15 protein-coding genes are annotated in these 13,052 nt (G+C 38.0%); 7 read left to right on the top strand and 8 right to left on the bottom strand.

Translation table 11 applies throughout. The annotated features are described in order from the left end of the window. Positions 1-3: 3 nt before the first annotated feature. Complete coding sequence (locus L5B90_RS07960; RefSeq protein ID WP_250363506.1) at positions 4-372, bottom strand: YcfL family protein; 369 nt, start codon at positions 370-372, stop codon at positions 4-6. Then, entirely contained in the window at positions 372-722 is a 351-nt protein-coding gene (hinT, locus tag L5B90_RS07955) for a purine nucleoside phosphoramidase (RefSeq protein ID WP_250363507.1), read from the bottom strand. Before hinT ends, L5B90_RS07960 begins: the two co-directional genes overlap by 1 nt. A gap of 314 nt (positions 723-1,036) precedes the next feature. Between hinT and focA the strand changes: the two genes are divergently transcribed. The 6 genes from focA (at position 1,037) to L5B90_RS07925 (ending at position 7,251) form a co-directional block, all read left to right on the top strand. Next, entirely contained in the window at positions 1,037-1,891 is an 855-nt protein-coding gene (gene focA / locus L5B90_RS07950) for a formate transporter FocA (protein WP_265762606.1), read from the top strand. Positions 1,892-1,965: 74 nt separating this feature from the next. Then, positions 1,966-4,278: a formate C-acetyltransferase gene (gene pflB, locus L5B90_RS07945; protein ID WP_250349589.1), complete on the top strand. Its 2,313-nt coding sequence runs from the start codon at positions 1,966-1,968 to the stop codon at positions 4,276-4,278. Between the two features lie 527 nt (positions 4,279-4,805). Beyond that, entirely contained in the window at positions 4,806-5,177 is a 372-nt protein-coding gene (locus tag L5B90_RS07940; protein ID WP_250363509.1) for a hypothetical protein, read from the top strand. 103 nt (positions 5,178-5,280) lie between these two features. Beyond that, positions 5,281-6,096 carry a 5'-nucleotidase, lipoprotein e(P4) family gene (locus L5B90_RS07935; protein WP_326938216.1) on the top strand — a complete coding sequence of 272 codons (816 nt, stop codon included), beginning with the start codon at positions 5,281-5,283 and terminating at the stop codon, positions 6,094-6,096. Between the two features lie 130 nt (positions 6,097-6,226). Then, positions 6,227-6,967 (top strand): pyruvate formate lyase 1-activating protein, encoded by a 741-nt coding sequence (gene pflA / locus L5B90_RS07930; protein ID WP_250363510.1) that lies wholly within the window; start codon positions 6,227-6,229, stop codon positions 6,965-6,967. A 53-nt stretch (positions 6,968-7,020) separates the two neighbouring features. Continuing rightward, positions 7,021-7,251: a methyltransferase gene (locus L5B90_RS07925; protein WP_250363511.1), complete on the top strand. Its 231-nt coding sequence runs from the start codon at positions 7,021-7,023 to the stop codon at positions 7,249-7,251. 181 nt (positions 7,252-7,432) lie between these two features. Here L5B90_RS07925 and L5B90_RS07920 read toward each other — a convergent pair whose 3' ends face one another. The 6 genes from L5B90_RS07920 to nhaB all read right to left on the bottom strand — a co-directional run bounded on the left by L5B90_RS07920 (position 7,433) and on the right by nhaB (position 12,165). Further along, positions 7,433-8,320, bottom strand: a complete 888-nt coding sequence (locus L5B90_RS07920) for a DMT family transporter (RefSeq protein WP_265762605.1) — start codon at positions 8,318-8,320, stop codon at positions 7,433-7,435. Between the two features lie 9 nt (positions 8,321-8,329). Further along, the gene (gene rimI / locus L5B90_RS07915) at positions 8,330-8,773 is read right to left on the bottom strand and encodes a ribosomal protein S18-alanine N-acetyltransferase (protein ID WP_265762604.1); all 444 of its coding nucleotides are present in this window, start codon (positions 8,771-8,773) and stop codon (positions 8,330-8,332) included. After that, on the bottom strand, positions 8,773-9,183 hold the full coding sequence (locus tag L5B90_RS07910) for a DNA polymerase III subunit psi (RefSeq protein ID WP_250349584.1): 411 nt from the start codon (positions 9,181-9,183) through the stop codon (positions 8,773-8,775). Before L5B90_RS07910 ends, rimI begins: the two co-directional genes overlap by 1 nt. A 167-nt stretch (positions 9,184-9,350) precedes the next feature. Further along, positions 9,351-9,860 carry a SprT family zinc-dependent metalloprotease gene (locus L5B90_RS07905; RefSeq protein ID WP_265762603.1) on the bottom strand — a complete coding sequence of 170 codons (510 nt, stop codon included), beginning with the start codon at positions 9,858-9,860 and terminating at the stop codon, positions 9,351-9,353. Between the two features lie 217 nt (positions 9,861-10,077). Beyond that, complete coding sequence (dsbB, locus tag L5B90_RS07900; RefSeq protein ID WP_265762602.1) at positions 10,078-10,611, bottom strand: disulfide bond formation protein DsbB; 534 nt, start codon at positions 10,609-10,611, stop codon at positions 10,078-10,080. A gap of 12 nt (positions 10,612-10,623) precedes the next feature. After that, positions 10,624-12,165: a Na(+)/H(+) antiporter NhaB gene (gene nhaB / locus L5B90_RS07895; RefSeq protein WP_250349580.1), complete on the bottom strand. Its 1,542-nt coding sequence runs from the start codon at positions 12,163-12,165 to the stop codon at positions 10,624-10,626. A 132-nt stretch (positions 12,166-12,297) separates the two neighbouring features. Between nhaB and fadR the strand changes: the two genes are divergently transcribed. Further along, positions 12,298-13,023, top strand: coding sequence for a fatty acid metabolism transcriptional regulator FadR (gene fadR / locus L5B90_RS07890; RefSeq protein ID WP_265762601.1), 726 nt, complete (start codon positions 12,298-12,300; stop codon positions 13,021-13,023). Positions 13,024-13,052 lie beyond the last annotated feature (29 nt).

The following is a 13,052-nucleotide window of genomic DNA, read 5'->3' as shown; positions in this document are numbered from 1 at the left end:
TCCTTATTGCAATTTATTCAAACGAAGGTATAAGCGGTAATTAACGCTTTGTTTTGTTGGTGGAACAGGGGTTAAATTGGTTTGTTGGCTTGGTTGTAGAAGCAAGCTAGAAGGCGAATGTAAATTCGGTTCTTCCCCTTGGGTTACGCCATTTTTGTCATACCAAAAGAAATAATAAGCGACATCAAGCTGATGTGGGCTAGTATTCTTTAGCCAAACATTATTATCGCGCAACTTTGTCTCAATCAACGGCGCTAAATTTGCTTCTACATTTAAAATAGGCTCATTCTCGCTTACAATATTTTGCGAGGGTGTTGAGCCACAAGCCGCAAGCAGTAGGCTTAATCCGCATAGAACAAATAGTTTTTTCATTATTTTGCCAACATTTTTCCTAAAGATTCACCACCAAGTAAGTGCATATGTAAATGATACACTTCTTGTCCACCGTGTTTGTTACAATTGACGATAAGGCGATACCCATCTTCCGCAATGCCTTCTTGCTGCGCCAATTTAGCTGCCACGGTAAATAAACGCCCTAATATCAGCTCATCTTGCTCAGTTACTTCGTTCACTGTTGGAATTAATTTATTTGGAATAATCAAAATATGCGTAGGCGCTTGGGGGGAAATATCACGAAATGCCGTTACTCGCTCATCTTGATAGAGGATATTTGCTGGAATTTCTTTACGAATAATTTTGCTGAAAATGGTTTCTTCTGCCATAGCAATTCCTTATATTTTAAAGGGATATTGAGAGATAAATACAATCCTTATTGTACGCTTTTTATCCGCATATTGATTGATATTTTGCGGTATATAAAGTGCGGTTATTTTTATCAGAAAAGTTCTAAAATAGCAATTTGCAATCCATTTGTTAAATTTATGTTAATGCCAAACTTGTTTTTTATTTCAATATGTTACACAAATGTAAATAAATTTGATCTTGAACAAATTTTATAAAAAATAAACTTTTTTTTAGTTTTAAGTTACAGGTTTATACCTTAGAATAGGGACAGTTAATTTTTGTAGGGTGTGTGATGAAAACAGAAAACTCCGTCAGCTTTATGGCAACGCCAACAGAAATGGCGCAATTAGCCGAAAATATCGCGACCTATAAAGCGACTAAAAATCAATTCTATTCTTTTCTTTCCGCAATTTCTGCAGGCGCATTTATTGCTCTTGCTTTTGTTTTTTATACAACAACACAAACTGGTCTCTCCAACGTGTCTTGGGGCTTAGCCAAGCTCGTAGGTGGTTTAGTTTTCTCTGTTGGGGTGATTATGGTGGTTGTCTGTGGCTCGGAATTGTTTACTTCATCAACGATGACGCTGGTTGCACGTGCAGGGCAACGCATTAATACGATTCAAATGTTACGCAACTGGATTGCCGTTTATACCGGTAATTTTTTAGGTGCTATCGTCATCGCTGGACTCATTTGGTTTGCTGGGCAAACAATGGCTGTGAATGGACAATGGGGGTTAACCATTCTAAAAACCGCACAGCATAAGATTCATCATAGTTGGTTTGAAGCCTTTAGTTTAGGTATTTTATGTAACATTATGGTATGTATTGCAGTTTGGATGAGCTATGCCGGAAAGACCTTGACTGATAAAGCATTTATTATGATTTTGCCAATTGGTTTATTTGTTTCTTCTGGTTTTGAACATAGTGTAGCAAATATGTTTATGATTCCACTTGGTATCATTACAGCGCATTGCAGTTCTGCGGAATTTTGGCAAGCTATCGGGTTGAATGCCGAGCAATTTGCTGATTTAGATGTATATCATTTTGTCGTAAAAAATCTTATCCCTGTTACGCTTGGTAATATTGTTGGTGGCGGGGTATGTATTGCATTAATGCAGTGGTTTACTAATAAACCACATTCACATTAGTTTGGCGTAAGAGCGGTTGTTTTTTTCATCGTTTTTACATAATTAAATTTTATTTACGTTAAAGGAAAATAGTAATGACTCAATTAACTGAAGCGCAACAAAAAGCGTGGGAAGGATTTACCCCAGGCGATTGGCAAACAGAAGTCAATGTACGTGACTTTATCCAAAAAAACTATACCCCTTATGAAGGTGATGAATCATTCCTTGCTGGTGCAACTGAAGCAACAACCAAATTATGGAATGAAGTAATGGAAAAAATTAAGGTTGAGAACAAAACTCACGAACCTTATGACATTGATACAGATACTCCATCAACAATTACTTCACATAAACCGGGTTATATCGATCAAAATTTAGAAAAAATTGTGGGTTTACAAACAGATGCCCCATTAAAACGTGCCATTATGCCTTATGGCGGAATTAAAATGGTAAAAGGCTCTTGCCAAGTTTACCGTCGCGAATTAAAACCTGAAATTGAACATATCTTTACGGAATATCGTAAAACCCATAACCAAGGGGTATTTGATGTTTATACACCAGATATTTTACGTTGCCGTAAATCAGGTGTTATCACTGGATTACCAGATGCTTATGGTCGTGGTCGTATTATCGGGGATTATCGTCGTTTAGCCCTTTATGGTGCTGATTTCTTGATGAAAGATAAATTTAAACAATTTAATTCATTACAAGAAAAATTAGAACGTGGTGAAGATATTCAAGCTACTATTCAATTACGTGAAGAAATTGCAGAACAACACCGTGCATTAGGTAAAATTAAAGAAATGGCGGCGTCTTACGGTTTTGATGTATCTAACCCAGCAACGAATGCACAAGAAGCCGTACAATGGACCTATTTTGCCTACCTTGCTGCAGTAAAATCACAAAATGGTGCTGCGATGTCTTTTGGTCGTGTATCAAGCTTCTTAGATATTTATATTGAACGTGATCTAAAAGCAGGAAAAATTACTGAACAAGAAGCACAAGAATTAATTGATCATCTTGTTATGAAATTACGTATGGTGCGTTTCTTACGTACACCTGAATACGATCAATTATTCTCTGGCGACCCAATGTGGGCAACCGAAACATTGGCTGGTATGGGCTTAGATGGTCGTACATTAGTAACCAAAAACAGCTTCCGTATCTTGCACACACTTTACACAATGGGACCTTCACCAGAACCAAACTTAACTATTCTTTGGTCTGAACAATTACCAGAAGCATTCAAACGCTATTGTGCTAAAGTGTCTATTGATACTTCTTCTGTCCAATACGAAAATGATGATCTGATGCGTCCAGACTTCAATAGTGATGATTATGCGATTGCTTGTTGTGTAAGCCCAATGGTCGTTGGTAAACAAATGCAATTCTTTGGTGCGCGTGCAAATCTTGCAAAAACTTTATTATACGCAATCAATGGAGGTATTGACGAAAAATCAGGTATGCAAGTTGGTCCTAAAACAGCACCAATTACAGATGAAGTGTTAGATTTCGATACCGTAATGGCGCGTATGGACAGCTTTATGGATTGGTTAGCAACGCAATACGTTACCGCATTGAACATTATTCACTTTATGCACGATAAATATGCTTATGAAGCAGCCTTAATGGCGTTCCACGATCGTGATGTATTCCGTACAATGGCTTGTGGTATTGCAGGGCTTTCTGTTGCTGCAGACTCTTTAGCCGCAATTAAATATGCTAAAGTGAAACCTGTGCGTGGGGATATTAAAGATAAAGACGGTAATGTGGTTGCCTCTAATGTGGCGATTGATTTTGAAATTGAAGGCGAATATCCACAATTCGGTAACAACGATAGTCGCGTTGATGACTTAGCGGTTGATCTTGTTGAGCGCTTTATGAAAAAAATTCAAACGCATCATACTTACCGCAATGCAACTCCAACACAATCCGTGCTTACCATTACGTCTAACGTGGTTTATGGTAAGAAAACAGGTAATACACCTGATGGTCGTCGTGCAGGTGCGCCATTTGGACCGGGTGCAAACCCAATGCACGGACGCGATCAAAAAGGTGCGGTAGCATCATTAACTTCTGTGGCGAAACTTCCATTTGCTTATGCGAAAGATGGTATTTCTTACACCTTCTCAATCGTACCAAATGCATTAGGTAAAGATTACGAAGCACAAAAACGTAATCTTGCAGGCTTAATGGATGGTTACTTCCACCACGAAGCCACTGTTGAAGGGGGGCAACATTTAAATGTGAACGTAATGAACCGTGAAATGTTGTTAGACGCAATGGAAAATCCAGAAAAATATCCGCAATTAACCATTCGTGTTTCTGGTTATGCTGTGCGTTTTAACTCTTTAACTAAAGAACAACAACAAGATGTAATTACACGTACATTTACACAATCAATGTAATTTAAATCTTTCTAGGGTAAATGGTCGGTATCAATATATACCGACCATTTTTATGTTTTATTTCATCAAAAACTATGCGTCAATACTTATATTCTTTATATAACGATTTATGCATTGCAATAAAAGAACTGCCAAGAGAACTAAATTGGCTCACTATTAAATATCAATATTATCTCAGAATAGCTATTTTATTTGGCATATTCATTTTTCTAATAACCGCCAAACCTAAAAAGCCTATTGATCTTAGTTTATTACTGCTAGCAATTGTGATCTGTCTATCTTATTGCTATTTAGACAATAAGCAATTCGTTGATAAATGTAAAACAACGTTTAATAATAAACCGCTTGTTTTTATTATTTCAACGCCTTACCTCATTTATATTAACTGTGTCGTCTCAGAAGAGGTTTGTGTTAGAACTGGCTTCACAATTAGCTTCTTTCACACCTCTACTCAGGTGTTATTTATCCTGATCAGTGGCATTATCTTATTTTTATTTATTGTATCGGCATTAATGGGGATACTTGCGGTGTACTATCAAATTTCTTTATGGCGAAATCTGATTTGGCTAGATAAAAGTGCGCAGAAAAAACAAAAATTATGCTACCAGTTACTAATGAGTTTGATTGCAATAAAATTTATTTTTGCCGTATCTTGCAACTATAAACCCATTATCGGTCAATTTTATTATTTAACCTTTGAGCAAGCGTTGGTAAAAACCAGTTTTAACGCAATACTTAATAAACATTGCTTAAATAATGCAGACTTATACCATAAATATGGTAACAACATTCGGTTTGCTATTATTGATAGCCATATTATTTCTGTTGCAATCCCCAATAACAACGGACGATATGAATTTAAAACAGATTTTTGTGAAAGAGTGAAATCTTATAACTAATGAGGCTAAATGGCTAAAAATAGTTGTGAGATAAAATTTATTTGCGATAATAAGTGCGGTAGTTTTTTGGCAAAAATTTATCCCTCACTCATTAGGAGATCTTATGAAAACAATGAAATTGACACTCTCTATGCTTACGCTTTCATCCATACTTGCGCTCACAGCTTGTTCTTCATCGCAACAAAATGCAGAACAACAACTACAAGAGCAAGCCGTATTAGGCTTGAATTGGGTGCAACAATCAGGTGAATATCAAGCACTGACTCATCAAGCTTTCAATATGGCGAAACTTGCCTTTGATCAAGCTAAGGCTGCAAAAGGTAAGAAAAAAGCGGTTGTCGTTGATCTTGATGAAACAATGATGGATAACAGTGCCTACGCAGGCTGGCAGGTACAAACAGGTACAGGCTTCAATGGTGATGATTGGACTCGTTGGGTAAATGCACGAGAAACCGCTGCTGTACCGGGAGCGGTAGAATTTAATAACTATGTTAATAGCCACAACGGTAAAGTATTCTACGTTTCTAACCGCAAAGATGCTACAGAAAAAGCGGCAACATTAGATGACCTTAAAACGCTTGGCTTCATCGGTGCGAGTGAAGAGGTTCTCTATTTGAAAAAAGATAAATCTAGCAAATCAGCACGCTTTGCTGAAATTGAAAAATTAGGTTATGACATCGTACTTTATGTTGGTGATAATTTAAATGATTTTGGTGATGCCACTTATCACAAATCTAATGCAGAACGCCGTGCATTTGTACAACAACATAGCAAACAATTTGGTAAAAAATTTATTATGCTACCAAATCCAAACTATGGTGATTGGGAAGGCGGTTTAGCCAAAGATTATTACAAAGGTGATAATCAAAGCCGTGTAAAAATTCGCCACGATGCGATAAAAGCTTGGAGCGGAAAATAACTTTTTTCCTTAATATTACGCTATAATACCCAATCTGCCTCATCGTGAGGCAGATTAATTTCTATTTAATCCTTTTCTCAAAGCCTTAAATAGAAATTAACGATTTTACATTCTCTAACAAAGGAACATTATGTCAGTTTTAGCTCGCTATCATTCTTATGAATCTTGCGGAACCGTTGATGGCCCGGGGATTCGTTTCATCCTGTTTTTGCAAGGGTGCTTAATGCGTTGCAAATATTGCCACAACCGTGACACTTGGGATCTACACGGTGGTAAAGAAATTTCCGTAGAAGAACTGATGAAAGAAGTGGTCACTTATCGCCATTTTATGAATGCTTCTGGTGGTGGTGTTACTGCCTCAGGAGGAGAAGCTGTATTGCAAGCGGAATTTGTACGGGATTGGTTTCGCGCCTGTAAAAAAGAAGGTATTCACACTTGTTTAGACACCAACGGGTTTGTTCGTCATTATGATCATATTATTGATGAATTACTTGATGTGACGGATTTAGTGTTGTTAGATCTCAAAGAACTCAATGATCGCATTCACCAAAATCTTATCGGTGTTCCCAATAAACGTACCCTTGAGTTTGCGAAATATTTGCAAAAACGCAATCAAAAAGTTTGGATACGCTACGTGGTTGTCCCCGGTTGGACGGATAGCGATGAAGATGTCCATCTACTCGGCAACTTTATCAAAGATATGGATAATATTGAAAAAGTGGAACTTCTGCCTTACCACCGATTAGGAGCGCATAAATGGGAAGCAATGGGGGAAAAATACGAACTGGAAGAGGTAAAACCACCAACAAAAGAATCGCTTGAACACATCAAGCAAATCTTAGAAGGTTATGGGCATAAAGTGAATTATTAATAGGGAAGATTATCCTTCCTCCTCCCCTTGTATTTCTTGCCTATGCGGGCGGAATGTATTTTGTTCCTCCCGCTGGATTATTCTCTTTCCCGCCTCTCTTTCTTCTCCCCATAAGGATATTGGCAAGCCTTATTGCCATTTGTAGCCTTTGGCAATTTCATCAAGCTAAAACAACCATAAGCATACTAGCAACAGAGAAAACCTCCCGTCTTATCACAAAAGGCATTTATGCGTACAGCCCTAACCCAATGCACCTTAGCTTATGGCTGGTCTTGCTAAGCTAGTTTTTGTGGCTAGGAAAAGAATTAGCAATTTTAGAACCGATTTGCTTTATTATGATTATAAATCAGTTCCAAATTAAGCAAGAAGAACAAACATTATTACCACTTTTTGGCAAGCCATATCAACAATATTGCCAACGAGTTAGGCTCTCGATATAACTAAAGAAAGTGCGGTGTTTTTTTACTATTTTTTTCTACGCAAAAATTGTTTCAGCTTTTCTTTCGGCAAGCGGTAGAACATTAACGCCAGAAAAATTAACCCACAACCTAATGCCTTATGTGATGTAAGCGGTTCGTGAAAAATCATCATACTTAAAAAAAGTGTCCACACAGGCTCAAGCAACATAATTAATGCCGCATTTCCTACACTGGAATACTTCTGACCAAGGGTTTGCAATAAAAAACGAAAATTGGTTGCGATCAGCACACTGGCTGCCAGCCAGCCCCAAGTTTCATTCGGAATATCCTCTGGCCAAGTTTCCATAAAAATCGAATACAAACCACATAAAATACCAACCATTGCTAGCTGAATGGTGGTGAGAGGCAGCACAGGAATATGGCGAACATAATGATGATTAAGCACAAAATAAGTCGCAGCTAACAGTGAAGTGAGTAAATACAAGCTATTCTCTGAAGAAAGATTAAACCCATTATCACCTAAAGCAAGAAAATACAAGCCTGAAATCGCAATGGGCAAGCTGAGCCAAAAACGAGATTGCGGCTTTTGTTTGAACAGTAGCCAAGCGAGCAACGGCGCAATTAACATTGATAAACTGGTGAGAAACGCCCCTTCACCAAAATTGGTATTATTGGTGATTGCCAAAATCCAAACACCAAGAAAAACCGCAAAAACGCCCCCAATTAGCAAGGCATTAAGCACCTGCCGATGACTCAAACGGCGTAAATGAGGATAAGCAAAAGGTAAGAAAACCAACGCAGCAAGAAAAAATCGCAAGCCGATAAATCCCACCGAGGGCAAGGCATCAATAGCATATTTTGAAAAGAACCAGCCAATGGCAGCAGAAATGGTTACAAATAAAAGGATAATTTCCCCACGATAACGTTCTAGCATTGTTGTTCCTTATAAATAGCACGCCATTACCACAGCATTTTCTCGTCTGCCGTCTAACGTCGGATAATAATTTTTGCGAATATCCACTTCGTTAAAGCCGCATTGCCGATAAAGCCTTTGCGCGATTTCATTGGATTGACGCACTTCCAACCATAATGTCAAAATTCCCTGCCCGCGCAATTCATCGATTAAAGAATGCAATAATTGCTTTCCTAAGCCTTGCCCTTGATAAGCAGGATCAATGGCAAGGTTGAACAAGGTAGCTTCATCAAGCACATTCTGACAAATGGCAAAACCGATAATATGCTGCTCTTTCTCTAATTTTAAATTGAAATAGCGTTCACCTTGATTATTTTTTAATGTCCCTAAAGACCAAGGCATAAGATGCGCTTGCTGTTCGATCGAAAATAATCGTTCAAAATCTTGTGATTGAATCGGTGAGATCTTTATCATTATGGATTAATTCCTTGAATTTGCTGCCATAATTGACGCTTTTCTTGCGGGCTTGCCATCAAGGTTTCCCAATTTGGCGATAGCCATTGGCTCAAGGCTTTTTGACAATACGGCAAAGTGCGGTGGATTTTTTCTGAATTTTCGCTTAATAACCAATAATGTACTTCGTGGCTGACGTGCAAATGCGGGATAAAATCAAAATGAATCGTTAAATATTCATTTTGCTTCACATCTAAGCTACGCAAAATATCCTGTAATAACGCAATAGGGGGATTTTCAGCCTCACTAATGATCACCAACCGTACCCGCTCATCAATAGGAATATTAACTACACCTTGCAAGCTTTCAGGGCGAACCAGTTGCCATTGGGAAAGCCCCATTTCTTGTAACAGAAGTTGATGCCGTTTCATTATGTTACCGTTCATTAAGAAAATTGCTGTATTGTAAACATTTAGAAAGGCTTCATCAAATAAAGCTAAACGATTTCAGCATAAAAAAATGCGGTGGAAAACCACGCTCTTAAAAGCAATACATTGTTACAATAATTTATATCGGATAAGAATTGACAATGAAGCTTCTAAGAGATTTTTAAGTAAATTAAGGGCTGTTTACATTCGCGGCAAAAATACACCGCACTTTGCTTTTGCACTTTGTTATGACGACGTACGCTGAGATTGTGAGTGCGGCAACCGCAGTGATAAGCAAAGGTTTTACCTTGCACGTTTTTAATATCTAAATGATGATAAATTTCAGCAGGTTGCTGAAAAACCGTTTCCATCACAGCTTTCCATTCTTTACCGTGTGGTGCTACTCGCCCAAAAACGTGATAAACAATCAAATGTGCCAATTCGTGAGGGACAATTTGCTGCAAAAAATATTCGGGATTTTCCAGTAGTAACGTGCGGTTAAAACGGATTTCGTTTTTCTGCAAATATGCCACGCCTGCTTTCACACCTCGTAACTGATAGTTTATTTCAGGCATTGGGAAAGCACGTTGAAAATACCTTTCTGCAAGTAATAGATAATGGCGTAATTGACGCAATATTTGCATATTAAGTATGCGTAATGAAGGATCTGTCTCTGACATAAATCAAAAATCTAATTCTATACTTATTCAGAAGATTAAACTGACATATTTTTTATATTAGGTAATTCATTCATATGCCTAGTAATGACTAGGCAAGCTTATTTTATGAATACTAATTAAAACTACTTTCTATCAGTTATTCCAAATCACCTGAAACTTTTAGCTGTGACTTATTACAATCATTTAATTTTTAAATGAGATCTTCATTATAATTCAATTATCTAAAGATATTTCTTGTTTGCTCTAAACGTTTAAATTGACTGATTAATAACACCGCTAGTAATAAACTATAAAATGAAAAAATTACGATAATCCATTGCGCCATTGAAAAACCTAAAAATGACCATGTAATATCTGCACAAGATCCGGTTGGGTTAAATATATAAGGCAACCAGCGATCTAAAGGCAATGTCTGTGGAAACTCCGCCATATAAGAACATTGATTCCAAGGCGCAGGATGAAGTTGATAATCAACGTGTTTGATTGCCAGTAATAAGCCTTTTACCGCACTCCCCAAGCCCACTAATAATGCCAATACGCGCAAAATGAGTGAGCGAGGGTAAAGCAAGCCAATTAATGCTGAAAATGTAATGCCAAGCAATGCAACACGCTCATAAATACACATCACGCAAGGGGCTAATCCCATTCCGTGTTGAAAATAAAGTGCGGTGCTTTCTAAGGCGATTGTTGAGATCAATAAGAGCAACCAACCGCCACGATTTAGCGATAACTGTTTGAAATATTTCAGCATTTTAAATCCTTCTTATACTGGAGTAACTAATCCTAATTGAGTTAAAAACTGTGTTAATGTAGGCAATAAAAATTCTACTGCAGCTAATCCAACTAAAGATAGCACAATTGTATAAGGTAGCGCCATATAAACCATTCTTCCGTAAGACAAACGAATTAACGGCGCAAGCGAGGAAGTGAGCAAGAATAAAAATGCGGCTTGTCCGTTTGGTGTTGCGACAGATGGCAAGTTTGTCCCCGTGTTAATCGCCACAGCAAGTAATTCAAATTGTTGTGGTGAAATAATATGTTGTTCCAACGCAGCTTTTGCTTCATTAATATAGACCGTTGCGACAAAGACATTATCTGAAATCGCAGACAATACCCCATTAAAAATATAGAACAGCATTAACTGAACATTTTCGGAGGCAGACAGTACAAAATGAATAATCGGTGCGAAAAGGTGTTGATCAACAATAACAGCCACCACCGAGAAAAATACCACAAGCAAGGCTGTAAAAGGTAACGATTCTTGGAATGCCTTACCCAATGCGTGTTCACTCGTAATACCACAAGCGGAAGTACATAAAATGATGACACTTAAGCCTATTAATCCTACTGCAGCAAGATGGAAAGCCAGCCCAACGACAAGCCAAATTCCCACAAGAGCCTGAATAATAAGTTTAATACGTTCTTGATTATTCATTTTACGTTGGCGATTACGATCAAATTTTGCCAACACGCCCCAAACTTTGCGTGGAAGTTTTGCACCGTAACCAAATAAGTGAAATTTTTCGACAGCAATACAAGTTAATACACCACAAATTAAGATTGGGATCGTAACTGGCGTCATTCTGAAGAAGAATTCACCAAAGCCCCATTTCGCTTGTTCGGCAATAATTAAATTTTGTGGTTCTCCCACCATTGTCATTACACCGCCTAACGCCGTTCCCACCGCAGCGTGCATCATTAAGCTACGTAAAAAGGCACGAAATTCTTCCAACGTGTCTTTACGATTACCAATATGTTTATCATCATTAATATCATCAGAATCATCAAAGTGTTTCCCTGAAGCCACTTTATGATAAACACCATAAAACCCCATTCCCACACTAATAATCACTGCCACCACTGTTAAGGCATCCAAAAATGCAGAAAGAAATGCCGCACTTAAGCTAAATGAAAGAGACAAAACCAATTTAGAGCGAATATTGAGTAGCAACTTAGTAAAAATAAAAAGTAGCAGTTGCTTCATAAAATAAATGCCAGCCACCATAAACATTAAGAGCAAAATCACTTCAAAATTTGCCATAATTTCTGCCTTAACGTGTTCAGGGCGAGTCATTCCAATCATTACCGCTTCAATGGCTAATAGCCCGCCGGGTTGTAACGGATAACATTTTAACGCCATTGCAAGGGTTAAAATAAATTCAGCCACTAACACCCAGCCTGCAATAAATGGGCTAACACAAAAAAACAAAATTGGATTTAAAACTAAAAATCCAACGATGGCTAATTTGTACCAGTCAGGACTTGAACCAAGAAAATTTTTTAGAAATGCTTGATAATAGTTCATATTACGACCTTTACCTTAAAATGAAAAAATACAACTGTGCCAATTGTAATATATCCACCTTTCAAGGATAATAACAAATCTCTATTTTGTTATCTATGTCACAAATTTTTCAAAAAATAATTGCGCAAAAGTATGAATAATCATCAGTCGCTTCTTAAAGCCCAAAGCCCAGCGGGATTAGCTGAGGAATATATTGTAAAAAGCATTTGGAATAACCATTTTCCGCCGGGTTCTGATCTACCCGCAGAACGGGAATTAGCAGAAAAAATCGGGGTAACCAGAACGACATTGCGAGAAGTGTTGCAACGCCTTGCCCGTGATGGTTGGCTAAGTATTCAGCACGGCAAACCAACCCGCGTGAATAACGTATGGGAAACCGCCGGACCAAATATCATCAGCACACTCATTCAACTGGATAAATCCACTATTCCTGTGATTATTACCAATGTTGTTTCATTACGTACAAAAATGGGCGAACAGTATATCCCTGAAGCCATTCAGACCGATCCCGTGGCTTCATTAAAATTATTTGAAAATCTACCGCACTTGGCAGACACGCCACAGGCGTACGCTGAATTTGACTATCATTTATACCGCGCGTTTACCTTTGTCGCAAACAAACCCGTCTATGGTTTAATTTTAAATAGCTTTAAAGATCTCTACCACCAAGTGGCCTCTTTATTCTTTTCTGAAGCAAAATCGCGTCAATTCACGATGCAATTTTACCAAGCACTGCGCAAAAGTTGTGAGCAAGGCAATGTTGAACTGGCTATTCAATGCCTCGCTGAAAACCGCGAACGTAGTAGCAGCATTTGGAAAGCAATGCTACACCACTTACCCGAGGATTTTGGCGAATAAAACAATTTAAGGGGAAAACGCCAGCCACT

The sequence above is a fragment of the Avibacterium sp. 20-129 genome, from assembly GCF_026226845.1.
In the GTDB taxonomy this organism is placed as follows: domain Bacteria; phylum Pseudomonadota; class Gammaproteobacteria; order Enterobacterales; family Pasteurellaceae; genus Avibacterium.
The sequence above is the reverse complement of the archived record's forward strand: the minus strand, read 5'-3'. Positions and strand labels throughout refer to the sequence as shown.

Bases quoted from the DNA above. Each gene is read 5' to 3' on its own strand.
- L5B90_RS07960 (WP_250363506.1), bottom strand. From the start codon at position 372: ATGAAAAAACTATTTGTTCTATGCGGATTAAGCCTACTGCTTGCGGCT.
- hinT (WP_250363507.1), bottom strand. From the start codon at position 722: ATGGCAGAAGAAACCATTTTCAGCAAAATTATTCGTAAAGAAATTCCA.
- focA (WP_265762606.1), top strand. From the start codon at position 1,037: ATGAAAACAGAAAACTCCGTCAGCTTTATGGCAACGCCAACAGAAATG.
- pflB (WP_250349589.1), top strand. From the start codon at position 1,966: ATGACTCAATTAACTGAAGCGCAACAAAAAGCGTGGGAAGGATTTACC.
- L5B90_RS07935 (WP_326938216.1), top strand. From the start codon at position 5,281: ATGAAAACAATGAAATTGACACTCTCTATGCTTACGCTTTCATCCATA.
- pflA (WP_250363510.1), top strand. From the start codon at position 6,227: ATGTCAGTTTTAGCTCGCTATCATTCTTATGAATCTTGCGGAACCGTT.
- L5B90_RS07925 (WP_250363511.1), top strand. From the start codon at position 7,021: ATGTATTTTGTTCCTCCCGCTGGATTATTCTCTTTCCCGCCTCTCTTT.
- L5B90_RS07920 (WP_265762605.1), bottom strand. From the start codon at position 8,320: ATGCTAGAACGTTATCGTGGGGAAATTATCCTTTTATTTGTAACCATT.
- rimI (WP_265762604.1), bottom strand. From the start codon at position 8,773: ATGATAAAGATCTCACCGATTCAATCACAAGATTTTGAACGATTATTT.
- L5B90_RS07910 (WP_250349584.1), bottom strand. From the start codon at position 9,183: ATGAAACGGCATCAACTTCTGTTACAAGAAATGGGGCTTTCCCAATGG.
- L5B90_RS07905 (WP_265762603.1), bottom strand. From the start codon at position 9,860: ATGTCAGAGACAGATCCTTCATTACGCATACTTAATATGCAAATATTG.
- dsbB (WP_265762602.1), bottom strand. From the start codon at position 10,611: ATGCTGAAATATTTCAAACAGTTATCGCTAAATCGTGGCGGTTGGTTG.
- nhaB (WP_250349580.1), bottom strand. From the start codon at position 12,165: ATGAACTATTATCAAGCATTTCTAAAAAATTTTCTTGGTTCAAGTCCT.
- fadR (WP_265762601.1), top strand. From the start codon at position 12,298: ATGAATAATCATCAGTCGCTTCTTAAAGCCCAAAGCCCAGCGGGATTA.